Raw genomic sequence first — 25,250 nt, 5'->3', positions numbered from 1 at the left:
TACAAATTATTAGGGGAAAGTCACACGTTGAGAAACACTCTCAATGTGACCCAAAGAATATGACTCACATCAAACATCATTTATAGTCGTTCTTATCCAGGCCATGTTTCTGTAATTTGTCGTAGAGAGTTTTTCTTGGTAACGACAGGGTGGCCATGACCTCTTTCAATGATCCTTTATGGGCGGTAAGAGCCTGTTCAAGAAGAGTTTTTTCAAAGAGTTCCACCTGTTGGTTCAAACTACCGGACATTTCTGCAACATCCCAGGAAAGAAGTTTGTCAATGGACCATCCAGCCTGGCTACCAAGAAGTACATAACGTTCTGCAAGATTACGTAATTCTCTCACATTACCCGGCCAGTCGTAGGCCATCAGCATATTGACTTCTGAAGACTGAGGGGCCGGAACCTCTTTCTGGTAACGATGCCCGGCAACAAGCAGATAATGATGAAAGAGTAGCGGAATATCCTCCCTTCTGGCTCTCAATGGCGGAATTTCTATACAAACCACATTCAAACGATAATAGAGATCTTTTCTAAATTCACCTTTGTCAGAAGCCTCTTTGAGATCCACTTTAGCTGCCGCCACAACACGCAAATCCAATGGTATGGTTTTATTTGAGCCAAGCCGCTCAACAACCCTTTCCTGTAAAACCCTCAGCAAATGCACCTGCATCTGAAGGGGCATGCTTTCAATTTCATCAAGCAGCAAAGTACCACCATTAGCGTACTCAAACTTGCCTATACGCCTGGATTTGGCATCGGTAAACGCCCCTGCTTCATGTCCAAGCAACTCACTTTCTATGATATTCTCAGCAATTGCCCCACAGTTAACAGCTACGAAATTCTTATTCCTGCGCTGGCTATGTTCATGTAGTGAACGCGCGACCAGTTCTTTACCTGTTCCCGTCTCACCAACGATCAGAACATCAGCGCCTGTATCGGCAATCTGAGTAATTGTGGCGCGTAAGCGTTGTGTGGCCTGTGTTTTTCCAATAATACGTGGGCCTGGTGCACTATGAGCTTCCAACTCTGTACGCAGCTGTCGGTTTTCCAGCGTAAGCATACGTTTTTCAAGTGCCCGCGTGACAGTTTTCACCAGCCGTTCCGATGAGTAGGGCTTTTCCAAAAAATCATAGGCTCCATTACGCATGGCACGGACAGCAGTAGACACATCACCATGGCCCGTAATGAAAATAACAGGGAGATGCCTGTCAATTGTCTGCAATTTTTCCTGTAATTCCAAGCCACTCATTCCTGGAAGCTTGATATCACAGACAACTATTCCTGGAAAATCAGAGGTAATGATGCCTAGCGCGTCTTCAGCCGTCTCCAAGGTAGTGACTTCAAGCTCTGCCAACTCCAATGTCTGGCGATTGGCTTGGCGAATATGCATTTCATCATCTATAAACAGTACCTTGGTCAACATTTTCATGGGTCGTGTCCGGTAATTGTAGTTGTACGACAAAGCAAGCCCCACCACCAACATCCTCATAGGAAATACTCCCCCCCATTTCCCTGACAATGCGTGAGGTGATGGTCAAGCCCAGGCCAAGTCCTTTCCCTGGTTCCTTGGTTGTCACAAATGGTTCAAAGATTATTTCTCTCAGCTGAGGCTCTATCCCCGGGCCATTATCCATAACTCTTAATTCAACAATATCATTGACAATGCCGGCCTTGATAGAAATCCTTTTGGTTGCCTGTCCTTCTACAGCCTGCAAGCTGTTTCCGATTAAATTCACCAAAACCTGCTGAAGCAGCACATTATTTGCGCATACCGCGAGATCTTCCGGTACAATTTGTACCTTCAATTCCGCAGCTGATTTTTTGATGGAAGGCCCCAGAATCTCCAATGCGCCGTCCAGGCATCCGTGCAAGGCAACAGTTATAGCCTTATCACTTTCCTTACGCGCAAACAATTTTAACTGGCTCCCGAGTTTTGCCATTCGCTCGGTCAATTCGCTAATCTGCTCCAGGTTCCACATCGCATCCTGTTGTCTCTCATTTTGCAGAAAGTGAACAGCATTGTCTGTGTACGCACGTATTGCAGCTAGGGGCTGATTCAATTCATGGGTAATGGAAGCAGACATCTGGCCAAGGGCTGCAAGTTTTGCAGCATGGACTAGTTCTTCACGTGCGCTTCGTAATTTGGCTTCGGTCTTTTTACGTTCAATAATCTCCTGCCGAAGCTTGATGTTGGATTCTGTCAGAGCGTGCGTTCTGGTAGCAACCCGTGATTCAAGAACTTCGTTGGCATGCTCAAGAACCCTGCGCGACTCCTCTTCGTAGCGATGTCTCTCCGACATCTGCTGCTGCCGTTGCCAAAACAATAACATAATCATTATGGCTATGACCATGGCAGAGCTTATACCGATAATAGTGCGAATAACAAAGCGGTCAACACCCTTGATATCGGAAAGTATCTGTACCTCCCAGCCAGCATGCGGCATATTGGCCGTCATATGTAGATAAGTACGAACAATTCCTGTGGCTTCGTCCTGTATTGAAAGTAACGAATATCCTCCACTCTGATCATGTTTTGCGATGAACAGTGGCTTCAACGAAGCATCAGGATATCTTTTTGACTCCACAATTCTTTTTTCTGATTGCGGAGATAAATGTTTCAATGTCCGATAGCGCCAGTTGGACTTTGTAGTGATGAAAATAACACCGTCAGGGTCAGTAACCAGAAAAGTTGCATCCTGTTTTTTCCAGTTTTCTTCAACAGAATCGATATTTATTTTCATAACCAGTGCTCCAAGGATAGTTTCACCTTGTCGAACGGGATAGGCAAAATAATACCCTCTCTGGCTTGAAGTTGTCCCCAACGCAAAATACCTTCCCAATTTGCCTCGCATGGCCTCCTGAAAATAAGGACGGTAACTGAAATTGCGACCAACAAAAGGTCTGGGAGTCTGCCAGTTACTGGCAGCAATGGTCAAGCCCTCTCTATCCATAAGATATGTATCTGCGGCATCACTGATGGCGTTGGCGGTTTCCAGATAACGATTAAAGGCTTCAATACGTTCGCGTCCGCCTGGATTTTCCAGAAAAGTAATCAGCCTCTTATCATTGGCCAGCAATTCTGGAAGATATTCATACTTTTCCAGAACGCCTCTCAGATATGACTGATATAATGCCAATTGAGCACTAGACTCACTGGCACGTTCAGCAACACCCTGCCTGTATGCCCATTTGCCGACACCAACCACAGCACCTGTCAGACAAAGGATACCTATCAAAATGACTGTTATCAGGGAGCGTTTCATAATGCTTAGAGATTATCCTAACAAGAAGTCAGCTTTAACACTGATTCCGGGTAGTATTTCAAAAAATCAAACCTTTGGGATATTTGCTACAGAAGTACTTTTACGGCACCCCTAAAGCCAAAGCCTTCCAGAAACTCCATGTGGCTTCGGCGCACCTGAAAATTTCGGACAAACAGATTTCCCACAAGGCTAAAACATACCATAATGAAATGGTTCTGGCGAATCAGGATCATATTCCGTATATTTGTTCACCTGCCAGGGAAACAGCCCGGGCAGTCAACATCGAAGAACATCCACCTTCTGGGGAATACACACCACTTTACGTCAATTATACATATGAGCAATACTCACATAACAGGTGGCACGGCCATCACTAATCCGGAACAACTGAGAAATATTCCAGGAATCGACATTAGGCAAGTTGCTGAAGTACACGCAAAATATCCAATGAGGATCAGCGCCTATTATGCTGAACTTATGCGCAAACACGGGCAAGCCCTGCAAAAACAGGCAATACCTGATCCGCTGGAACTGTATGATTCAGATGGTATGATTGACCCTCTTGACGAAGAAAATCTCAGTCCTGTCCCTAACCTGGTACATAAATATCCAGACCGTGCACTGTTTTTGGTAAGCAATGAATGTGCTGTGTATTGCCGTTTTTGCACCAGAAAAAGAAAAGTTGGAACGTCATCAATGGTTATCAATGATGATACCATACGGCAAGGGCTGGACTATCTCAAAAAAACACCAGCCATTAAAGATGTTTTGATTTCAGGGGGCGACCCTTTGATGCTGCCTGACCGCAAGCTTGAGGAAATCATCAGCCAGGTTCGAGCCATACCTTCTGTGATCACCATACGCATCGGAACACGAATCCCGTGTACCCTGCCGAGTCGTATCACTCCCGAACTTGCTGCCATGCTGAAAAAAAATCATCCCATCTATATCAATACACATTTTAATCATCCTGCGGAGCTTACTCCGGAAGCCGCCCATGCCTGTGCACTCCTTGCTGACGCAGGAATTCCCCTTGGCTGTCAAACCGTATTGCTGCGTGGAGTAAACGATTCCATTGACATCATCCGCGACCTCATGTACGGGCTGCTACGAATGCGTGTTAAACCATACTATCTCTTCCAGGCTGACCTGACAAAAGGAACCGCCCATTTCCGGACAAAGGTTGAAAAAGGTATCTCCATCATGGAACAGCTCATTGGCTCAGTAAGCGGAATGGCCATACCGACTTTTGCCTTGGATGCCCCTGGCGGCGGTGGCAAAATCCCTATTACTCCAGAGTATATACAACACATAGGAGAGAGCTTTGATTTTACCACCTATAAGGGGAAAAAATGCAGCTATCCAAACGTAGAAATCAATGACTGACCTGTGGTGCTATATTTTACCAATCAAAACTTGAACCAGTCTCTTTTACCGCTGTATAATGATCAGGATACTACCGGATAAACGCCATCCGCATCGTCTTTGAGCACCAGGAAATGTATCTTTGCTTAAAATTAACAGGAAAATCCATGAAGCATCCTCCGGAAAATATTCAGAATTTTATTATTGAATCAAAAGAACTCCCAACACTACCTGTTGTAGCCTCTAAACTACTGACGTTAACTGCTAAGGAAGATACGACGCTATCTGATATCGCCCACCTTATCTCTCAAGATGTGGCTCTGTCATCAAAGGTGCTTCGTGTTTCCAACTCATCTTTTTACAGTTTTCCTCAACAGATTTCGACTATTAATCAGGCCGTCTCTATTCTTGGTACAAATGCAGTACGGAGCCTGGTGTTATCGTTTTCCTTTTTCAGTATGAACAAAAAGAATAGTATTAGCTCTTTTGACTTCCAAAAATTCTGGGAAAAATCTCTTGTCCGGGCAGCTTCAGCCAAATTGATTTTAGAGCAAATTGAAGGGGCTGACACTGAAGAAATCTTCATTTCAGGCCTGTTACAAGATATAGGTAAACTCATCTTCGCGACCACTCTTCCGGAGCAATATGCCCGCGTGCTGGAACGTATACAACAGGAAGGCGATGAGGCTGACGAAAAAGTCATAGAAGAGGAGATAATCGGCTTAAATCACAGTGAGGCCGGACATATGGTCGCAAAACACTGGGGATTTCCAGAACGTCTGTTGTATCCAATACGTTTCCATCATCTACCTAAAGATGTTTCAAACCATGATGAACAACTCATTCATAACGTACATGCTGTTTACCTTTCTGATTTATTAACTCAGCTTTTTTACAGTGAACGTCCTGAACGCTTCCACAAACAGTTTCGCCAAGATGCGCAAAAACTTCTCGGCCTTAAAGCAATAGCTGTTAACGCTATCCTGCGTAAAGTAGATAGAGAAATACGAAATTCCGCAGAGTATTTTGGGGTAAAAATTGGAGAGGTAAAATCAGTTGCAGAAATCCTGCAGGAAGCCAACCTGCGTTTGAGCCTGCTCAATCTCAGCTACGAGGAAATGAACAGAGAACTCATTAAAGCAAAAATGGCACTGGAAAATTTGACAGAAGAACTTGGCCACAAAAATTCACTTCTTGAAAATCTAGCAAATATCGATGGGCTTACCGAAATTAATAACCATCGATTTTTTCAAAATTTTTTAGACAAAGAAATAAATCGCTCCATACGAAACGGGAAAACCATTTCAATACTGCTCACTGATATTGATCATTTTAAAAAGTTTAATGACCAGTACGGACATCAAGTTGGTGATTTCATACTTAGAGATTTTTGCCGTGTTGTTAAAGAAGTCATTCGGGAGTATGACCTCATTGCTCGTTACGGGGGCGAGGAATTTGTATTTGTTCTCCCTGAGACAGAACCTGAAGATGCATTGCTTGTTGCAGAAAAAATTAGAAAAACTGTCGATGATTACATTTTTGACGATGGCGCAGAAACCTACCATGTAACAATTAGTGTCGGTGTTGCCTGTGCCAGACCATCGGGTGATGGATTTAAAAAGAATGAATTCATAGGGCTCGCTGACGAAGCGCTGTATGATGCTAAAAATAGCGGCCGGAATAAAGTTGCCATGTATAATCCCAGAAAAAAGAAAAAATGGTTCCAATTCTAAATTGTTACACCTCTCATTCCGGATTATTTCACATGCCAGTTGCCCTAAACAAATGTCCACTACAACGCATAAAAAGCTTAACAGCTTACAGTTTGCCTGATATTCTACCGATTATTGGGGGGATATTTTTCTGGGCAACGTTTCATATATACGCAACTGCTATCCACAGGCAGCCATTCCATGGTAAATGCTCACTTACCACCGCGGACACACATTCCAAGTATTGAACAAGACACCGTATTGTTCCTATAAAACATATATATTCAGTACATGTCCGCTCTGAGTAGGTGCAAGCAAATCACATCAATTGCGTACAGATGCACGTCTGCAAAATAATCTCTGTAAATCATTAATGTGTAAGGAGTTTACATGAAACCAAGACGCTCAAACCTATCAGTACCGGGACATGTAGCTAAAATGCATGCCAAAGCAGTGGAATGTGCAGCAGATGTCGTCATGCTGGACCTTGAAGACAGTGTCCCTGTGGACCAGAAAGAACAAGCACGTTTACAGGTAATTAAGACTTTACATGATTATGACTGGTCTCAAAAAACCGTGACTGTTCGTATTAATTCGCTGGACACGCAATTTGGTTATAGAGATCTGCTTGAGGTTGCAGAAGGTGCCGGAGCTATAATAGATGCCATTGTTATCCCAAAAGTGAATACTGTCAGTGATATACACTTTGCAGATCACATGCTTAACGGCATTGAAATTGCGAAGAAGCTGCAAACAACCATTGGAATAGAAGCTTCAATTGAAACAGCCCAGGGTCTTTCCAACGCAGCAGAAATTGCACTTGCCAGCCCACGGATTATTACTCTTGTATTTGGAATTGCGGATTATTCCGCTTCCGTAGGCGCAAGGTTGGTTTCCATTTCAGGACATGGAGAAAAAGAAGAGGATCTTTACCCTGGACACAGATGGCATTATCCGCTGTCAAAAATGGTGATGTCTGCCAAAGCTGCGGGTGTAATGGCTATAGATGCTCCTTATGGAAATTTCAAAGATGCCGATGGGCTGAGAAAATCTGCCATTATGACCTGTGCCCTGGGATGTGACGGCAAATGGGCTATTCACCCTGCACAAATCGATGTCATCAATGAAGTATTCACCCCTGCCAGTGAAGATATCACCCTTGCCCAAAAGGTATTACAGGCCAATGAACGAGCCCTGGCCACAGGTAAAGGTGCCATAGCTGTCGAAGGGAGAATGGTAGACCAGGCAACGGTCAGGATGGCACAACAACTCTGCTCTCTTGCAAAACATCTCGGATTGATGTGAAGAGAGAATCTACACAAGCATTTCCCGTATTTTTTTTGAAGATATGCTTCACTCACTGAAATGATAGTGGTTAGCATCCCTTAAAAAACAGAGTGTTTTTCAGGAGGATTCAAAAAAGACACCCCATGGGGCGAGCAGAATTAGGGCTACCCCTATTATCGTATTCAACCAATTACAGAGTTTTTTTGAAATGCCATAAAATAAAAAAGGGCGCTCAGAGCGCCCTTTTTTGCAACAACACTATTTCTAGAATATCTTAGCCAATTACAGCAAGTACAGCGCCTTTGGTTACGTTGTCACCACTGTTTGCTCCAAGAGCTTTCACTTCACCATCACATGGAGCGGCAAGTGCATTCTCCATTTTCATGGCTTCCAGTATAACTACTGTATCTCCAGCACTTACTTTATCGCCAACATTAACATTATACTTGATGATCAGACCTGGCATTGGAGCAGTCAAAGGTGTACCATCTCCAACATCAACTGCCGGTGCAGCAGGGGCTGCGGCTGGTTTAGCTGCTGGAGCTGCGGCAGGAGCTGCGGCTGCGGCTGGTCTGGCAGCAGGGGCTGCGGCTGCTGGGGCTGCAGCCATAACAGGCATATCACCTTGAGGATCAACTTCAACCTTGAAGTACTCTCCATCTACAAAAACGTTGAATTCACGTACATTTGCGGTTTTATCAGGAGTATCAGGCTTGGGCTCAAGGAGTTTACCAGCTTTGGCTTTGGCAACAATATCATCACGCTTCTTAACCTCAGCCATGGTAAGGGCTTTTACCTCTGGAGGTGGCTCAGAAACACCGTATTTCCATTCAAGGAATTTCTTACCGGTTACAGGATAAATAGCATACAGGATGAGATCATCGATATCTTTGGCTAGATCACCGATAGCCTCTTTAGCTTTTTCCATCTCTGGCTCAAGTACTTCTGCGGGACGACAGGTGATTGGGGTTTCACCACGCTCATACCCTTTAAGCGCTTTTTTCTGTACTTCTTCGTTAATAGGTACTGCCGTTTTACCGTACAGACCATAGCACAGGTCTTTTACCTGAGCAGTGATCATTTTGTAGCGTTCTTCAGGGGTATCGAAAAGTACGTTATTTACAGTCTGAATACCTACAATCTGGCTGGTTGGGGTAACCAGAGGAATCTGACCGAGATCCTTACGTACTTTAGGCAGCTCTTTATATACATCATCAATCTTATCCAGTGCGTCCATCTCACGGAGCTGATTAACAAGGTTGGAGAGCATTCCACCAGGTGTCTGGTGCAGTAGAACATTGATATCGATGATAGAGAACTTGGAGTCATCCTGGAGGTGTTTGTATTTAGGCATAACCTCTTTTTCCAGAATGGTATTGATCTCTGCCAATTTCTTGATATCAAAACCAGTGTCGCGATTGGTGCCGAGCAGGGCCATAACAAAAGGCTCTACAGCAGCGTGGGCTGTTCTGTATGCATATGGAGACATACAGGTATCAATAATATCAACGCCAGCCTCAATTGCTTTCAAATGACTCAAAGGAGACATACCGGAAGTAAAGTGACTGTGCAGATGTACAGGGATATCTGTAGTTTCCTTGATAGCCTTGACAATGGCATATGCATCATAAGGGGCGATCAGACCTGCCATATCCTTGATACAAATGGAGTCAGCACCCATATCAACAAGATCTTTTGCCTTGCTGGTATAGTAGTCAATGTTATAAATATCACCGCCCAGACGAGGCTCTGTCAAGGTATAGCAGATACATCCCTGAAAGTGTTTACCAGCAGCTTTGATTCCTTTAACAACTGTCTCAAAGTTACGGTAATCATTCAATGCGTCAAAGGTACGGAAAACGTCCATACCGTTTTCTGCAGCGCGCTCAACAAAAGCCATTGCCAGGTCGTCTGCATAGTTGCGGTAACCAACCAGGTTCTGCGCCCTGAGCAGCATGGAAAAAGGTGTTTTCTTGATGTAGCGTTTCAAGGTACGCAGACGCTCCCAAGGATCCTCATTGAGGAAGCGATGCATTGTATCAAAAGTAGCTCCACCCCAAGTTTCGATAGCCCAGAAGCCAACTTCATCCATCAGCTCTGCTACTGGAATCATATCCTCGGTACGACCGCGGGTTGCAAACAGTGACTGATGTCCGTCACGAAGGCTGAGGTCCATTACTTTTACTGGATTATCCGCCTTGGGACGATCAGCATCATAATTCATGGCGGTCATTGTTACTTGGTCGCTCATTGTTCGTTTCTCCTCTAATACGTAATCGTTAAATATCGAAATCTAAAAGGGAGCTATCAAAACGCTCGTAATTGCATCATCCTACGCATGGACATCATTTCCTGACGCCCGCTTATGGCCCAAATACTGGGACCGGCCTTGGCGGCACGGGCAGCAGCAGCCTGCTGCTCCAGATATGCTGCCTCAGCTTCCTGCTGGAGGTACATATTGACTGCGGCAAGCGCCGCTGCCATTTTCTTACTGTTTTTTGCCATCTTTTCACCCGTTGAGTATTGAATTAATCAGCAACACCCCAGTGTATTCCCACAATGGCAGGATTTACAAAGGAATATTACCATGTTTTTTCGCTGGGTTAGTATCACGTTTAGTTTTGATGGATTCCAAAGCGTTAATGATACGATAGCGAGTCTCCGCAGGTTCGATGACGTCATCAATATACCCACGCTCGGCAGCACAGTACGGGTTAGAGAAGTTAGTATTGTACTCATTCTCTTTCTCAGCCAGAAACGCTGCTGGATCATCCTCTTTCTTAGCAGCCCTTGCATACAGAACTTCAACGGCCCCTTTTGCACCCATAACCGCAATTTCACCGGTCGGCCAAGAGTAGTTAATGTCACAGCGCAGATGCTTGGAGGACATAACACAATATGCTCCGCCGTATGCTTTCCGAGTAATAATCGTAATTTTCGGTACAGTAGCTTCGCCATAGGCATACATCAATTTAGCGCCATTTGTAATAACCCCACCGAATTCCTGATCAGTACCTGGCAGAAAGCCTGGGACGTCAACAAAAGTGATAACGGGAATATTAAAACAGTCACAGAAACGAACAAAACGAGCACCTTTTTTTGAAGCGTCAATATCGAGTACGCCTGCATAGTAATTAGGCTGATTGGCTACGATACCAACACTTTTCCCACCATAGCGGGCAAAGCCAACTATAATGTTTGCTGCAAAATTTTCTTTAATTTCAAAAAAGACACCATCATCAACAGTTTCTCTGATAACGTCTTTCATGTCATATGCGGCATTGGGATTATCCGGGATAATCTCGTTGAGCAATTCACTCCTACGCATGATGGAATCTGTGCACTCCACATCAGGAGGATCTTCCATATTATTCTGCGGCAGATAGGAAAGCAGCGTCTGGATGTACCAAATCGCATCATCTTCATTCTCTGCAGCATGGTCCGTCACACCAGACTTGGTTGTATGCATTGAGGCACCACCAAGTTCCTCAACGGTCACATCTTCGTTGAGGACGGTTTTTACAACTTTTGGTCCGGTCAGGAACATGTAAGACTGTAATTTGACCTGGATGATGAAGTCTGTCAGGGCCGGAGAATATACAGCACCACCAGCACAGGGGCCGAAAACGCCTGAGATCTGCGGAACGACACCGGATGCCAGAATGTTGCGCAAAAAGATATCCGTATACCCGCGAAGTGCTTCAATGGCTTCCTGAATACGCGCACCACCGGAATCGTTTAGACCAATAACAGGAACGCCGTTTTTCATTCCCAGTTCCATAACCTTGACGATCTTCTCAGCAAGGGTCTCAGAAAGAGAGCCTGCCAGTACGGAAAAATCCTGTGCATAAATATAAACAGGACGACCGTTGATTTTTCCGTATCCGGTCACAATACCATCACCGTCAAACTGGATCTTTTCCATGCCGAAGTTGTGGCAGCGATGCCTCTTAAAGCAATCATACTCTTCAAAGGTACCGGGATCGAGTAACTGAGCGATCCTCTCACGGGCTGTTTTCTTGCCTTTAGCGTGGATCTTGTCAATTTTATCTTGACCACCACCGAGGAGAGCCGCGGCTCTGCGCTTTTTCAGCTCTTCCAATTTTTCTTTTGTTGTACTACTCATGCTGTCTCCTTGCTGCAGAATTCAATGAAGATTCCGTGCTCCTGTTAGAACCTGGAACTGATGTTCCAAGAGTAATCAGTTCCAGGTCTCAACATTCGGCTGTTTAGAAAACTTTTTTACAAAGCTCGCCAATCTTGCCAAGATTTTCACAGTGATGAACGCCACTGGCTTTCATGGCTTCAATTTTTGCTTCAGCAGTACCTTTACCGCCACTTACGATAGCACCAGCATGACCCATACGACGACCTGGAGGAGCTGTGAGGCCAGCAATAAAACCGACAACAGGCATGTCTATATTCGCTTTAATGTAGTCACATGCATCCTCTTCAGCATTACCACCGATCTCGCCGACCATAACAACCGCCTTGGTTTCAGGATCAGCATTGAATGCTGCAAGGCAGTCCAGGAAGTTGGTACCGTTGATGGGGTCACCACCGATACCGATGCAGGTGGATTGTCCGAGGCCGACCTGGGACAACTGATGAACAACTTCATAGGTCAGGGTGCCGGAGCGAGATACAACGCCTACCGGCCCGCCGCCTTTACCCATGGTATTAGGCATAATTCCGATTTTGCACTGCCCGGGGGTCATGAGGCCAGGGCAGTTCGGGCCGATAAGGCGGGTATTTTTGGTGGCAAGGTAATTTTTTACTCTCATCATATCCATCACAGGAATACCTTCTGTGATGCAGACTACTAATTCAATACCAGCGTCAGCAGCTTCCATAATGGCATCTGCAGCAAATGGAGGTGGTACCAGAATCATGGATGCATTGGCGTCAGATGCTTTCTTCGCAGCTTTAACACCGTTGTAGATGGGTACATCATCCATTTTTTGTCCACCTTTACCAGGTGTTACACCGGCTACAACATTGGTCCCATATGCAATACAGGATCGTGTATGAAATTGTCCTTCCGAACCGGTAATACCTTGAACAAGTAAACGGGTATTTTTATCTATAAAAACGCTCATCGTATTCCTCTATGAGTATGGTTAGTATTTCTGTTACAGGGCATTATTGCGGGAGTCAGCCATTTAACCCTGACCCTTTGCACCCCGAAATCTTGTTCTCTAGGTGTTTTTAACCTGGAGAACAGTGCGAAATCTATTTAGGCTACAATCTTTGCAACTTTCTCTGCAGCGTCAGCCAGATCAACTGCGTTGATCAGCTCAAGACCGGAGTCAGCAAGAATTTTGCGTCCTTCTTCTACGTTTGTTCCTTCCATACGAACGACAACAGGAACAGACAATTTCAGTTTTGTTGCAGCCTGAACCACACCCTGTGCAAGGATATCACAGCGTAAAATTCCACCAAATACGTTGATCAAAATACCTTTTACACTAGGATCACTCATAATCAGTCGGAAGCCATTCTCAATAGCCTCAGCATTTGCTCCACCACCAACATCAAGGAAGTTTGCAGGAGATGCGCCAGCCATTTTTACGATATCCATGGTTGCCATGGCCAATCCGGCACCGTTAACGATATTACCCACATTTCCATCAAGATTGATGTAGTTAAGCCCGTATTGGCTGGCTTCCAACTCAATGGGATCCTCTTCGTCAGGATCATGCATCTCTTTGACATCGGGATGACGAAACATGGAGTTTCCATCAACGTCAATTTTTGCGTCAAGCGCGATGATATCATCCTCTTCGGTGATGATAAGGGGATTGATCTCCAGCATGGAGCAATCATATGCCACAAAGCATTCATAGAGGTTCTTCACCAATGCAGACATCTTTTTCATCAACTCTTTGGGCAGTTCAAGGCCGAAGCAGACCTGGCGAAGATGGAAAGGCTGAATACCTGTGGCAGGGCTGACACTAACGGTGATGATCCGCTCCGGGGTCTTCTCGGCAACATCCTCGATATCCATACCGCCGTCCTGGCTGCAGACAATGGCAACGCTTGCGGTTTCACGATCGGGAATAATGGAGAGATAAAGTTCTTTCTTTATGGAAACACCCTGCTCAACCAGTACCTTGTTTACTTTCTTACCCTCAGCACCGGTTTGTTTGGTAACCAGGGTCATACCGATGATGGAGTCAGCAACTTCTTTCACTTCCTCTTTGGTTCTGGCGAGTTTTACACCGCCGCCTTTTCCTCGACCGCCGGCATGGACCTGGGCCTTAACTACCACAGGAAGTCCAAATTCGTCCGCAATTTTCTCAACTTCTTCAGTTGTGTAAGCGACCTTACCATTGGGGGTCGGTACATTAAATTTCCGGAATAATTCCTTGGCCTGATACTCATGAACTTTCATAGACGCATCCTTTTGCGGAGTACCGATCGCAATCGACGGGCGGCCTCCTCGAGAAATAGAATTGTTTGAAATCCTGTTGACACTGTTTTGCGAGCTTCAAGTGACATGCACCCGCTTTTTCGGGGATGGATTCGGCAGGAAGAGTAAAAGACAAGGAGAAAAGACGTGAAGCAATTTTCCCCCCAGAAAATATGCCTAGCTTTCTTCCGCATTCCCAACAAGAAAAAACGTTCGATCAGCCTCAAAGCAGAAGGCAATACGCTAGTGTGAAAATCTCCCCCAACGAGATTTCGCATCTATGCACTTCAGCCCCACGGCCAGACAAAACATTTTTTCAGAAATGGGAGAGCAGGAAAGAAGACGTGGTCAGATATACGCACCGACCAGACATTACCGTACTCAGGATGTTTGTAAGGTTACCCTTATACTGCATCCCTTAAGCACTTTTTACCGCTACCACATCCGAAAAAACCACTCAAAACCCTGCACCACTACCACAAACTGCAGAGCACGAGTCAAGTGACTTTCGAAGAAGATGACGCGGTGAAATTATCGAATTATATACCTAGTAAGATGATACAACGGGAATAGAGCTGCACTTAATCAAAACAGCAGACTGAGTGCATTTCCATAGAAGCAAGCCGCCCTCACCCACAACTCGACGATTCCACCCGGCAAACTGCTTACAAAACAATCACTCAAAACACAGGTTGTATAACAACATTATATTTATCGAGTCAAGGGATAAATAAAGGTTTGGGGGGGTTACCCCCTGTGTGAAAATGAATGAAGACTCAGTTAGAGGTTGTAAAATGGAGGGGTTAGATAGATTGGCTTTTTTTTATCCCTGTTCATTTTTTTTGTCGATTTCATCTTTTTGCTCTTTTTTCCGCTGCACGACTTCATCAACCGAAATCTCAAGAGACTCCAGCAGAATACCAGTGTACCTCTGTAATCGATCCGTGATATAGGCCCGCAGGCCATGGAGTCCTCCGGCCAGGGTTTTTCCATACGGCACTCCAATAAACAGACTGATCCCATACCCGGAACGCGCAGTACGAACCCTGATTTTTTTCACTTGAATTTCACTGTCAAATTCATCTATGCAGTGAAGGAGCATCTGCGTTAAAGCAGCTTCAGAGATAGTGACTGTTCCAGAAACGACACGATCATTGGTATGAAAATCAGGTTGCACGACAGACTTGTCAAAAAATCGCGATTTTTTATTACCGGACGCTGACTTGCTGCCCTTAAAAAAAATTCGGATGGAATCAGAAAGAATCTGAGCATAATCACGCCGAATTTCTATGGCTGGCACAGGGATAACATGCTTGCCTTCTTCAAAGCGGGATTTAATTGCATTCTCTATATCTTCCTGGCTGGCGATCTCTTCAATTTTTATGATTCGGGAAATCGGGGGCAATTCGAGCCGTCTGGCCATCCGGGCTACCATCTTGTCAGACGTACCGATCAGAAGGATCTTCTTTATTTTTCTTTTCTGCATCACCTCAACCACTTGGTCTCGATGAACAGAGTCAGAAAAAAGAGCTGTCTTAATCGCACTGATATAGTTCTTTTCCTGCTTGGCGGATCTCCCTGCCAATATGGCGGTATCGTGTATCAGCAGGCCATCATCTACGATATAGGGAATACCAATTTTTTCAGCCAGCAAACGAGCCCGAAAACTTTTGCCCGTTCCGCTTTTACCCACCAGGGCGTACACAGTTATGCCCTGTAACCGGCCCTTTACTTTACAAAAAAAGTCATAGACCTCCTTACCGGTTAAATAAATCCACGGATAATCCTTATCCGTTTTATCCATTGAAGTGGTCATAATTCCTCTTTACTGTCTGGTCCTGAATGAGGAATTCCGCAATCTGACACGTACCTTTTTGCCTACGGGTAAACACAGACTTCGGAACATGCGAATACCTGTACTGCAGACGTTTAAATACTGTTCTAAGAATATTCTCTCAAGCATGTAGTCACGAATACGCGTGATAAAAGTTGATACCTTCGGTCCCATTATACCCTACTTCCGTCAAGGAATATAGGATATATGGGACCTTACAAAAAAAATGCCAACAGTGTGTGAATACGTCACTCTTGCCACCATGTATTCAAGAACTGGTCGTAACTGTAGTAAACAGGCAATGTTTCAGGATATCTGAGACTGGTTGAAAAAGCCAGTCGATGCGAATCCAGATACCAATTAGGCACGACATAGTAGCCATACCACAATACCCTGTCAAGAGCTCGACATGCCACAGTGAGGGTCTTTCGATCCTCCGCATAAATCACCGCATCAATCAACGCATCAACAACCGGATCACTTATCCCTACAACATTTCGGGAGCCCTTACGCTGGGCAGCACTACTTCCCCAAAATTCCCGCTGTTCATTTCCAGGCGACTGCGACTGCGGAAAACCCTGCACGGTCATATCAAAGTTGAAATTCTTAATTCTATCTATGTACAGTGCCGGATCAATAGTTCGATAAGAGGCTCGCACGCCTAGTTTTTGCAGGTTGTTTACATATCCTGCCATCACCCGCTCAAACGTTGGCGAGACAAGCAAGATTTCAAAGGTGAATGGTTTTCCAGTAGAATCGACAAGAGTGCCATCCTGAATCTGATATCCTGATTCTTTTAGCAAGGCCATAGCCTTACGCAGGTTAGCCCTAAGCCCACCGGGGCCTGCAGTTGTCGGAGGTGTTAATGGCTGAGTGAAGACTTCAGGGGGCAACTCTTTACGAAATGGTTCCAGTATTTTCAGCTCGTCTTCAGACGGCAGGCCGGTAGCCGCCAATTCAGAATTTGCAAAATAGGAGTTTGTGCGTTTATACTGACTGTAAAACAAGGTAGTATTGGTCCACTCAAAATCAAGCGCCAGGCCCAACGCCTGCCGAACCCGCCTGTCTTTGAACAAATCACGTCGGGTGTTGAAAGCGAACCCCTGCATACCTGCATTATTCTTGTGAGCAAAGGCATGTTTTGTCAGCAGGCCCTGATCAAATTTTCTACCAACAAGATCACGCTGCCATTGCTTGGCAATGTTGATATACATAAAGTCAAATTCACCGGCCTTAAATGCCTCCAGGCTGACAGTCTGATCCTTGAAGTATTTAATGTTAATGGTGTCGAAATTAAACATTCCCTTGCGTACAGGCAGATCTTTTGCCCAATAATCAGGATTTTTGACATAAGTTATATGTTTCCCTAAATCATAGGATTTTACCATATACGGCCCGGACCCAAGCGGGAGTGCCAGGGTGTCTTTGGCATCAGTGGAGTTGAACCCATGTTCAGTAAAAAATTTTTTGCTAAGCACAGGAAGCTGCCCAGCTATCATATGCAACTCCCTGTTTTTTCTTTTAAAATGAAATTTCACAGTGTGCACGTCTATTATTTCACCCCGCTCGATATCATGAAAATACAGTTGATAAAAAGGAGATGCTTCTTCACTTTGTAAAATCTCCAGGCTAAATATCACATCTTCGGCTCTCACCGGAGTTCCATCTGCAAAGCGAGCTTTTGGATTCAATGTAAAGGTAACGGATTTCTGGTCCGGCGCCATGGCAATGTCCTTAGCAATCAGACCGTACTGCGCAAACGGCTCGTCAAGACTGGATACCGTCAAAGTTTCGTAAACATATGTTCCTAAACCTTCAGGGCTCTCCCCCTTCAGGGTGAAAGGGTTCATTTTATCAAAACCACCTAAACTATGTAGGTTCAGAGTTCCCCCCTGTTTTGCATTGGGTGAAACATAATCAAAATGTTTAAAATCCTTAGGATATTTCAGCTCGCCATCAAGACTTTCACCATGGGCAGCCAAGAGAGATTGTGCAGGTTGCAACATAGATAAAAGTACAAGACAGAGAAACGTTACTGCCATACGCCAACCTTGTTCTTGAAATCTCGGTTTCATTTTTTGCATAGCACTCCAGGGAATATATATTATTTGGGGCATTCAAAACGTCATACACCTTAAATAGGCGTAAAAATCTTCCTTTATGAACAGGTACGAGTTCACCTGATCGTTCACCTCATGGATTGTCATCCGTCCCTTTCAGAATAAATTGACGAATTCTACACCGAGGTGTACTAATAACAATTTTCATGCTGCTGAACCACAAACTTTGCTGACCAAAAATACAAACAGCCCCACCTTTACATAAATCTGGAGCAACAGCAGCACCTACATTGTAAAATAACAGAAGGTACCACATCGGGCTTAACACCCTGTGAGTAGTTTCGGCGCAGCAAGCGATGCAAAGAGCAATTGTAATTGCCTGCTGTTCTCAATTTTGCAGGAAAACAAAATGAACTCCTTATTTGCCGACCGCATCGCTGATGTCCCACAATCATTTATTCGTGAAATACTGAAAGTTACACTGGATCCATCCATTATCTCTTTTGCCGGCGGGCTGCCGAACAGACAGCTTTTTCCTGTACAAGGATTGCAACAGGCAACAGATAAGGTGTTTGCAACAGCTGGCCAGGAAGTATTGCAATATGCCAATAGCGAGGGATACTTGCCGCTCAGGGAACTCATAGCCAAACGGTATGCAGAGAAACAGGGGCTTGATATCAATCCCGAACATATCCTGATAACCACAGGCTCACAGCAGGGAATAGATTTACTTGGCAAGGTTCTTCTCAACAGAAACGACCACATGATTATCGAAGAGCCAGGTTACCTTGGGGCTATCCAGGCGTTTTCTTTATACCGTCCTCAGTTTCTACCTATTCCTGTAGACGAAAAAGGGATGGATCTTAACCAATTAGAAATGACTCTGAGCACAACACAACCAAAGCTGATGTATACGGTTCCAAATTTTCAGAACCCAAGCGGAATCAGTTATAGTGAGGAAAATCGTCAGCAGTGTGCACGTCTGCTTGAAAAAAAGAAGCTTTATATCATCCAGGATGATCCCTACGCTGATCTTTGTTTTGTCTCCCAGACGAAAACCAGTTTCCGCAAGCTACTTCCAGAAAAAACTGTACTTTTAGGCTCATTTTCCAAAACCGTCGCGCCTTCATTGCGCATCGGCTGGCTCATTGCACCGCCACCCCTGATGGAGAAACTACTGGTTGCCAAGCAGGCTGCAGACCTGCACACCAACTACCTGGCACAACGTATCATTTACCAGTTTCTTTGTGACAATGACCTGGATCAGCATATCAGAACCATTACCTCTGCTTATGGAGCGCAAAAAGACGCCATGGTAGCGAGTATCAGGCGTTACTTTCCGGAGGGAGTTCAGTGTACAAATCCCGATGGAGGTATGTTTCTTTGGGTGACCCTGCCAAAAGGAGTTTCGGCCATGGAACTTTTTGAACATGCGCTGGCAGCCAAGGTGGCATTTGTTCCAGGTAATCCATTTTACATCAATGCAGATGACACCAATACACTGCGACTTAACTTCTCATGCATGGACATCCCTACTATCGAAGAAGGGATCAAACGTATGGCAAATGCCATCAAACAACTGCTGAGCGCTCAATAAAACCTTTCAGGATACAGTTGTAGGGGCTTTGAGCTTTCCCTGCTACTGCATCCTGAAAGCTGACACAGTCCTTCTGTGTTACAGAGAAAGTGCGGCTAGAGCGTTTACTGCCTCTTCCTGCTCCTTACTCAGCTGTTTTGGGATTTGCACAGCAATCTTCACGTATATATCCCCTCTAGTCCCATTTGGACCGTCCGGCAACCCATGTCCGCGGACTCTTAGCTTTGATTCCTGCTGAACCCCAGCAGGGACTTTCAGCTTGATCTTTTTCCCCTCCAGTGTGGTGATCTCCACACTGGTTCCAAGACAGGCCTGGCTGAATGGCACCCTTTTTTCAATGATCAGATCGTCACCGTCACGAGTATATTCAGGATGTTTTTCTACATAAACTTTCAAATACAGATCGCCCGGAGGCCCACCTGCAGGAGAGGGATTCCCTTTGCCGCTCAAACGCAGCCTTTTTCCAGTTTCAATGCCCTGAGGTATCTTCACAGATACATGCTGGGGTTGCCCACTGTGATGACGCAAGGTAATATTTTTTTCCGCACCATTCAGCACGTCTTCCAGACTGACATTGATCTCATAGGTTAAATCCTGTCCTTTTGGCTGCTGGGGGCCGCATCCACCGCCAGCACAACCTCCTCCACGCATCCCGCCATTGGTGAAAAAGGATTCAAATCCTCCCCTTCCCTGTTGTCCGCCAGTAAAAAAATTGCCACCTGAACGGAAAGAACCTCCCCCAAAGCCAAACTGACGCAGGATATCATTGAGATCAAAACCTCGAAAAATGTCTTCCTGGGAGAAGCGCTGATGAAAACCGGTGGACCCATAGGTATCATATTGTTTTCGTTTTTCCGGGTCTGAAAGTACCGCATACGCTTCACTGATTTCCTTAAATTTAGCCTCAGCCTGTTTATCATCGGGATTTTTATCAGGATGATATTTTAAAGCGAGTTTGCGATAAGCTTTTTTTATTTCAGCTGCTGAGGCATCCTTAGATACCTCAAGAATTTCATAGTACTCCATTGGTGTTCTTATCTTCTCTCCATAAAAGATGGCAAAACGCAAATGATTACAGAAACATGCAATCCCTTGCCCCATTTACATCGTGGCTGTAAGTGATTTAAGTCGCCCAAGATTTGTGCAAGCGTTATTGTTCGCTACAGGCACTACCTATTCGGGCAATAACGATCGCGCAAATAGGTGCGCCTGTGATCAATTACGGTAAAAATCTTCACTCTCTGCATTTGATTTTAACTATAAGCGTAAAGCGGATAAAGTCTATTCATGGCCCCAAATATTGGTTATTTTTTATTTCCAAAAATCACTTGCAAAACTGTTCCAACATATCCAGAGGGCTAACGGCCGGATTGCGTAAATCCTTGACAACATGCGTGTAAACCATGGTAGTTTCTACACGAGCGTGTCCTAAATATTCCTGTATCTGGCGCAGATCCACTCCATTGAGCAACAAGTGGGTGGCAAAGCTGTGGCGCAAGGTGTGTACGGATGCATGCTTACTGATGTCGGCATCATTCATCGCCTGTTTAAGGGCTCTCTGGACTGCCCGGGCACTGACGTGATGTCTTCTCACAACATTTGTTCTTGGGTCAGTAGACAATACCATACTTGGAAAAACATATTGCCACCCCCACTGAGAAGCAGCCCCGGGGTACTTTCTGGCAAGGGCGTCAGGAAGATACACCTGTCCGTAGCCCTTTTCAAGATCCATCTTGTGCAATTCACGAACCCGCACTAAATGTTCTTTAAGCATGCCCTGAATACTTTCCGGCAATATTGTAGTGCGATCTTTATCGCCTTTTCCAGCTCGAATAAAAATCAAACTTTGGTCAAAATCAATATCCTGGACGCGCAACCTAAGACATTCTGTAAGACGCATCCCTCCTCCGTAAATCATTTTGATCATAAGTCCAGATGTTCCACGTGTTTTTGCAAAGATACGTTGAACCTCCTCAATTGAAAAGACAACAGGTAAACGTTTTCCAGTCTTGGCACGAACATTTTCTTTAAAATCTCCTAAATCTCTACGTAAAACCACACGGCAAAACATCAAAATAGCACTAAAAGCCTGATTTTGTGTTGAGCTGGACACGTATCGTTTAAGGACAAGGTAAGCAAGAAAATCTTTGATATGTTGCTCATGCAGATGTACTGGCCCGTTAGAGGGAACGTTTTGTGCTTCGCAGGTAAATCGCAGCAACCTTTTACACCAATTGAGGTAGGATTGTTCCGTTTTATACGCATAATTCTTTAAACGAAGTGACTCCTGAAAAGCAGCAATAGCTCCCGAAACCATAAAGCCATTTTCAGGATCAATCCTAATCAGAGGCTCACAATCATCTATCTTTTCCTGATGCCCCAAAAAATTAACAAAGTATAGACGAACTGACTGCTCTGCCTGGTCTATTTGCCATTGCTCAACCTTGGGGTCAGCTTCCAGAACTTTAAGAAAATACTGTAGTTGATCTGGCCAAGGGTGATTCAACCACTGAACCCTAACCTTGAAAAACTTCCTCACCCACATCACATGATATTTTTCCTTCCCTTGCCCTACCAAGTCGCCTCCAAGTAAAAAATCAGCAAATTTCGTAGCATCTAACATATTAAAATTATATTCATTTTAATTTTTTTTCTAAAAAATTTCCGTTTTATACGACAGTCGCCTAAAACGGTCTCTACAAGCCAATAACGACGCAAAGAAGTACCGCAACAGATCCAAATCCAAAAAATGCAGCATACCACAAATAAAAAATTTCAATGTTAGACGACTCATAATATCGCCACTCATTTCACTTGCGATGCCACCTGTTTTGCGGTATAAAAACAACAGAATAACTATATATTTTATAGAAAATTAAACAAGTTAGAAAAAATACCACTTATATCCATACGAACAAAACCATTGGCAACAAAGAAGAAAATTCGCAAACGCCTTGCTGATCTTCTCGCCAAATGCGACGTTCGCCTATAAAACGTTGTGTGTATGAAAATACTAAATTTACTCTTAATTATAGCAGTAGCAGTGCTATCAAACCACAATTCTACTATGGCCAAAGAATGGGTTGTTGAACCACCTCCCAAACAGGTGATTGGTGAACTTACAAATATTGATGAATCTGAATTGACAAAAAGAAGAAATGTTATCGAGAAATATTTAAGTCCTTCTTCAAGTGATAAATATAAATCTGTAGCTGGAAAACTTGGTTTACTGAGAGCATTGATAGAGCAGAAAGTATTTGATTCAACTAATACTTACGAATTGCAATGCATGGGCATTATATTTGGTGACGCATTTGTGCAAGAACTTGATATGCACTGGATAATAGTTGAAGATGAAATGGGTCGCGATCCAGCTATTCGATTAGGAAATAGCAGCATAATAATGTACCCAATGACTATGATCTCAAAAAGAATTGAAAGAGAAGAAGAGATTGATGTTTTTGAATTGTTCAATGGTCTTGTAGAGAACATTAAAGATCTCGAAAAAACAGCAGATTAACTCACACAACCAATCATTCCACCGGACTCGCGAAGCTCGCCGGTGAATTCCACGTTGTGTGAGTAAAATACGAATGAAGAATATTACAATAGCGCCAATCCAAGCTGAAGATTTCTCAGATCTAATACTCTTGGTCGGAGATCTGTTAAATGAAATAATGACAAAAATCAATTTACATGCCTTTCATTTCGACCCTGAAAAGACACTAATTATTGCAAAAGATCTAATATCAAATGAAAAATATTGGGTTTTTATGGCAAAGGATATTGTTTCTGGAAAAAATATCGGTTTTATATCCCTTTATGAAAGCTTCGCTCTATATTCTGAAGGTGCCTATGGAACTATACCAGAACTGTTTATCTCTCAGAAGTATCGTTCAAATAAAATTGGCAATGCTCTAGTCAATGAGGCAATTAAATTTGCTAAAGGCAAGAATTGGTCAAGATTAGAAGTCACCACACCACCACTCCCTCAATTCGATAAGACTCTAAATTTTTATCAAGTTAATGGTTTTGAAATCACTGGTGGCAGGAAATTGAAAATAGAAATAAAACACACAACCAACCATTCCAGTGGACTCGCTGAAGCTCGCCACTGAACTCAACGTTAGCGAAACAAACAATCCCATGTAATTACTAAACGTTATGACCTATTCTCTAATTGATAATGCAACAATAACTGGTGTTCAAAGAATAATTGGCGAGGTAAAAACAAGGTCAAGAGATTCCGTAGATACGGATATTATTGCTTTAGAAAATTTGATTCAATCTATCTTGTTTTACGATAAAATAGTTGCCCTAGACAACTATATTCCAAAACATAGAGAGCAAAGGATTAAAGACTTCCCTTATATAGAGTTTATTGACCCAACCGTTTACAATTTGCATGATATAGAAACAAAAGCATATGAAGAGTCAAGCAAGCTGAATCCAGAAATTAGAGGTGGTGAGTTCGTCAATGAGAATTTCCGTGAATTTTTCAACATCTTAAAAACTCATATCATGAGTTACCTGGGATATTAGCTCAAGTGTATATTATTTAACATTAAAATGTCTAGCAGAACAGGGCTCAACCGAATTCAACAAATATGGTAATTTAGCATCTGCAATTTTCTCTGAATTATCTGATATTGAGGACGTTAGTGGCAACACAAGTTCAGCTGTAAGGTTGTATGATTCTAAAGGTAACCCAGTAAAAAAAGGTTATCGTATTCCGAAAGCTAAATGGGGAAGTGGTGAAACTGGTGGTTTAACCCCTGCAATAAGTGCTTTCGTTGCATCACTTACATGGTTGGCAAATCGAACTATCTTTTACTCAATGGTTGCCAAGTATCTAAAATCTGACACATTTGTGTATCCTATCAGACAGGCATACCAACAACACTATATTTCCAAAACCTGCAACTATGGTTTTGATTATACTGGGCGAATAGTAGATCATTTCTCAAGAATACTTTCAAAAGATCTCATAGAAATACACAATGGCGGCCTTTCTTCAGCCACAGCAATAGATCTACCAATATTTTCGGCTTGGTTAGCTAAAGAAACCGGAAATGTTAAAGATATTATCAAGGCTGCTTTTGAAATAAGAAATGACAAAAATATTACGCAGGCAAGAGAGCAAATCAGAGAGGTTAGGAGACTTTTTGATGAATCAGATATAGGTCAAGCAAACAAGGCGGTGTCAAAAATTATTGGTGAAATAGATAAAATCTCAGAATCAATTCGAGTTAAATTCTCTATCACCACAAGGCAAGGAACTCCAATCACTAGATTAATACATGTATATAACACATATGCTGCATTAAATGGCCTACCCAAATTGCCTGCATATAATTTCAAAATAAAGTTACCAGAAATATTTCATAATATTGGTAGAGAAACTGGATTTTCATCAATGTATCGAGATATTTCAAGTGATCTTTCAACTGTTTGGTCGCTTGGTGAAGCTAGAGACATTCTTGGAAGAAATGTAATAATTGACGACACAAAAGCATCGTATAACCCTAAAGCAGAAAGTCCACGTTTCAGACATGCTCATTCAGAATGGAAAAGCCCAATGTGAATAACAATCAAACAATTGAAATAATGACAAAAACGCTAACGAATAAGGATAGATTGTGTGAGTGAGGAACGAACGAACCACAATCTTATCCGTGGTTGGACAAGCCCGTCTCTTTAAGGAAATATATATTTTT

General features: G+C 43.6%; 19 protein-coding genes. 8 read left to right on the top strand and 11 right to left on the bottom strand.

The window, feature by feature from the left end:
• Positions 1–76: 76 nt before the first annotated feature.
• Both G493_RS0118725 and G493_RS30100 read right to left on the bottom strand, forming a co-directional pair.
• Positions 77–1,432, bottom strand: coding sequence for a sigma-54-dependent transcriptional regulator (locus tag G493_RS0118725; RefSeq protein ID WP_028581631.1), 1,356 nt, complete (start codon positions 1,430–1,432; stop codon positions 77–79).
• Complete coding sequence (locus tag G493_RS30100; RefSeq protein WP_084813655.1) at positions 1,398–3,266, bottom strand: sensor histidine kinase; 1,869 nt, start codon at positions 3,264–3,266, stop codon at positions 1,398–1,400. Before G493_RS30100 ends, G493_RS0118725 begins: the two co-directional genes overlap by 35 nt.
• Positions 3,267–3,602: 336 nt before the next feature.
• On the opposite strand from G493_RS30100, the gene G493_RS0118710 reads away from it, so the two are divergent.
• The 3 genes from G493_RS0118710 to G493_RS0118700 all read left to right on the top strand — a co-directional run bounded on the left by G493_RS0118710 (position 3,603) and on the right by G493_RS0118700 (position 7,648).
• The gene (locus G493_RS0118710) at positions 3,603–4,652 is read left to right on the top strand and encodes a KamA family radical SAM protein (RefSeq protein ID WP_028581630.1); all 1,050 of its coding nucleotides are present in this window, start codon (positions 3,603–3,605) and stop codon (positions 4,650–4,652) included.
• 146 nt (positions 4,653–4,798) lie between these two features.
• Positions 4,799–6,364 carry a sensor domain-containing diguanylate cyclase gene (locus tag G493_RS0118705; RefSeq protein ID WP_028581629.1) on the top strand — a complete coding sequence of 522 codons (1,566 nt, stop codon included), beginning with the start codon at positions 4,799–4,801 and terminating at the stop codon, positions 6,362–6,364.
• A gap of 369 nt (positions 6,365–6,733) precedes the next feature.
• Positions 6,734–7,648, top strand: coding sequence for an HpcH/HpaI aldolase/citrate lyase family protein (locus tag G493_RS0118700; protein ID WP_028581628.1), 915 nt, complete (start codon positions 6,734–6,736; stop codon positions 7,646–7,648).
• A 256-nt stretch (positions 7,649–7,904) separates the two neighbouring features.
• Here G493_RS0118700 and G493_RS0118695 read toward each other — a convergent pair whose 3' ends face one another.
• From G493_RS0118695 to G493_RS0118665, 7 genes are all read right to left on the bottom strand, one after another.
• The gene (locus tag G493_RS0118695) at positions 7,905–9,881 is read right to left on the bottom strand and encodes a pyruvate carboxylase subunit B (RefSeq protein WP_028581627.1); all 1,977 of its coding nucleotides are present in this window, start codon (positions 9,879–9,881) and stop codon (positions 7,905–7,907) included.
• Between the two features lie 56 nt (positions 9,882–9,937).
• Complete coding sequence (locus G493_RS0118690; protein ID WP_028581626.1) at positions 9,938–10,135, bottom strand: hypothetical protein; 198 nt, start codon at positions 10,133–10,135, stop codon at positions 9,938–9,940.
• 64 nt (positions 10,136–10,199) lie between these two features.
• Positions 10,200–11,756 (bottom strand): acyl-CoA carboxylase subunit beta, encoded by a 1,557-nt coding sequence (locus G493_RS0118685; RefSeq protein WP_028581625.1) that lies wholly within the window; start codon positions 11,754–11,756, stop codon positions 10,200–10,202.
• Positions 11,757–11,859: 103 nt separating this feature from the next.
• A complete protein-coding gene (gene sucD / locus G493_RS0118680) occupies positions 11,860–12,729 on the bottom strand; it encodes a succinate--CoA ligase subunit alpha (RefSeq protein WP_028581624.1) in 870 nt (289 codons plus the stop codon).
• A 137-nt stretch (positions 12,730–12,866) separates the two neighbouring features.
• Positions 12,867–14,024, bottom strand: a complete 1,158-nt coding sequence (sucC, locus tag G493_RS0118675; RefSeq protein WP_028581623.1) for an ADP-forming succinate--CoA ligase subunit beta — start codon at positions 14,022–14,024, stop codon at positions 12,867–12,869.
• 841 nt (positions 14,025–14,865) lie between these two features.
• Entirely contained in the window at positions 14,866–15,858 is a 993-nt protein-coding gene (locus G493_RS0118670) for a type 1 periplasmic-binding domain-containing protein (RefSeq protein ID WP_028581622.1), read from the bottom strand.
• 266 nt (positions 15,859–16,124) lie between these two features.
• Positions 16,125–17,960, bottom strand: a complete 1,836-nt coding sequence (locus G493_RS0118665) for an extracellular solute-binding protein (RefSeq protein WP_232363794.1) — start codon at positions 17,958–17,960, stop codon at positions 16,125–16,127.
• Positions 17,961–18,345: 385 nt separating this feature from the next.
• Between G493_RS0118665 and G493_RS0118660 the strand changes: the two genes are divergently transcribed.
• Positions 18,346–19,533, top strand: coding sequence for an aminotransferase-like domain-containing protein (locus tag G493_RS0118660; protein WP_028581620.1), 1,188 nt, complete (start codon positions 18,346–18,348; stop codon positions 19,531–19,533).
• Positions 19,534–19,611: 78 nt separating this feature from the next.
• Here G493_RS0118660 and G493_RS0118655 read toward each other — a convergent pair whose 3' ends face one another.
• Both G493_RS0118655 and G493_RS0118650 read right to left on the bottom strand, forming a co-directional pair.
• Positions 19,612–20,559 carry a DnaJ C-terminal domain-containing protein gene (locus tag G493_RS0118655; protein WP_035275146.1) on the bottom strand — a complete coding sequence of 316 codons (948 nt, stop codon included), beginning with the start codon at positions 20,557–20,559 and terminating at the stop codon, positions 19,612–19,614.
• Positions 20,560–20,857: 298 nt separating this feature from the next.
• The gene (locus tag G493_RS0118650) at positions 20,858–22,156 is read right to left on the bottom strand and encodes an integron integrase (RefSeq protein ID WP_205623718.1); all 1,299 of its coding nucleotides are present in this window, start codon (positions 22,154–22,156) and stop codon (positions 20,858–20,860) included.
• A gap of 381 nt (positions 22,157–22,537) precedes the next feature.
• Between G493_RS0118650 and G493_RS0118645 the strand changes: the two genes are divergently transcribed.
• The 4 genes from G493_RS0118645 (at position 22,538) to G493_RS34055 (ending at position 25,117) form a co-directional block, all read left to right on the top strand.
• Positions 22,538–23,053: a DUF3806 domain-containing protein gene (locus G493_RS0118645; RefSeq protein WP_205623717.1), complete on the top strand. Its 516-nt coding sequence runs from the start codon at positions 22,538–22,540 to the stop codon at positions 23,051–23,053.
• A gap of 73 nt (positions 23,054–23,126) precedes the next feature.
• Positions 23,127–23,651: a GNAT family N-acetyltransferase gene (locus G493_RS30095; RefSeq protein WP_051309553.1), complete on the top strand. Its 525-nt coding sequence runs from the start codon at positions 23,127–23,129 to the stop codon at positions 23,649–23,651.
• A 46-nt stretch (positions 23,652–23,697) separates the two neighbouring features.
• Positions 23,698–24,075 (top strand): hypothetical protein, encoded by a 378-nt coding sequence (locus G493_RS34060; RefSeq protein WP_205623716.1) that lies wholly within the window; start codon positions 23,698–23,700, stop codon positions 24,073–24,075.
• Between the two features lie 145 nt (positions 24,076–24,220).
• Positions 24,221–25,117, top strand: a complete 897-nt coding sequence (locus tag G493_RS34055; RefSeq protein WP_205623715.1) for a hypothetical protein — start codon at positions 24,221–24,223, stop codon at positions 25,115–25,117.
• Positions 25,118–25,250 lie beyond the last annotated feature (133 nt).

The sequence above is a fragment of the Desulfogranum japonicum DSM 18378 genome, from assembly GCF_000429945.1.
In the GTDB taxonomy this organism is placed as follows: Bacteria; Desulfobacterota; Desulfobulbia; order Desulfobulbales; family Desulfobulbaceae; genus Desulfogranum; species Desulfogranum japonicum.
This window is presented reverse-complemented; position numbering and strand designations above follow the sequence as displayed.

Bases quoted from the DNA above. Each gene is read 5' to 3' on its own strand.
- G493_RS0118725 (WP_028581631.1), bottom strand. From the start codon at position 1,432: ATGAAAATGTTGACCAAGGTACTGTTTATAGATGATGAAATGCATATT.
- G493_RS30100 (WP_084813655.1), bottom strand. From the start codon at position 3,266: ATGAAACGCTCCCTGATAACAGTCATTTTGATAGGTATCCTTTGTCTG.
- G493_RS0118710 (WP_028581630.1), top strand. From the start codon at position 3,603: ATGAGCAATACTCACATAACAGGTGGCACGGCCATCACTAATCCGGAA.
- G493_RS0118705 (WP_028581629.1), top strand. From the start codon at position 4,799: ATGAAGCATCCTCCGGAAAATATTCAGAATTTTATTATTGAATCAAAA.
- G493_RS0118700 (WP_028581628.1), top strand. From the start codon at position 6,734: ATGAAACCAAGACGCTCAAACCTATCAGTACCGGGACATGTAGCTAAA.
- G493_RS0118695 (WP_028581627.1), bottom strand. From the start codon at position 9,881: ATGAGCGACCAAGTAACAATGACCGCCATGAATTATGATGCTGATCGT.
- G493_RS0118690 (WP_028581626.1), bottom strand. From the start codon at position 10,135: ATGGCAAAAAACAGTAAGAAAATGGCAGCGGCGCTTGCCGCAGTCAAT.
- G493_RS0118685 (WP_028581625.1), bottom strand. From the start codon at position 11,756: ATGAGTAGTACAACAAAAGAAAAATTGGAAGAGCTGAAAAAGCGCAGA.
- sucD (WP_028581624.1), bottom strand. From the start codon at position 12,729: ATGAGCGTTTTTATAGATAAAAATACCCGTTTACTTGTTCAAGGTATT.
- sucC (WP_028581623.1), bottom strand. From the start codon at position 14,024: ATGAAAGTTCATGAGTATCAGGCCAAGGAATTATTCCGGAAATTTAAT.
- G493_RS0118670 (WP_028581622.1), bottom strand. From the start codon at position 15,858: ATGACCACTTCAATGGATAAAACGGATAAGGATTATCCGTGGATTTAT.
- G493_RS0118665 (WP_232363794.1), bottom strand. From the start codon at position 17,960: ATGCAAAAAATGAAACCGAGATTTCAAGAACAAGGTTGGCGTATGGCA.
- G493_RS0118660 (WP_028581620.1), top strand. From the start codon at position 18,346: ATGAACTCCTTATTTGCCGACCGCATCGCTGATGTCCCACAATCATTT.
- G493_RS0118655 (WP_035275146.1), bottom strand. From the start codon at position 20,559: ATGGAGTACTATGAAATTCTTGAGGTATCTAAGGATGCCTCAGCAGCT.
- G493_RS0118650 (WP_205623718.1), bottom strand. From the start codon at position 22,156: ATGTTAGATGCTACGAAATTTGCTGATTTTTTACTTGGAGGCGACTTG.
- G493_RS0118645 (WP_205623717.1), top strand. From the start codon at position 22,538: ATGAAAATACTAAATTTACTCTTAATTATAGCAGTAGCAGTGCTATCA.
- G493_RS30095 (WP_051309553.1), top strand. From the start codon at position 23,127: ATGAAGAATATTACAATAGCGCCAATCCAAGCTGAAGATTTCTCAGAT.
- G493_RS34060 (WP_205623716.1), top strand. From the start codon at position 23,698: ATGACCTATTCTCTAATTGATAATGCAACAATAACTGGTGTTCAAAGA.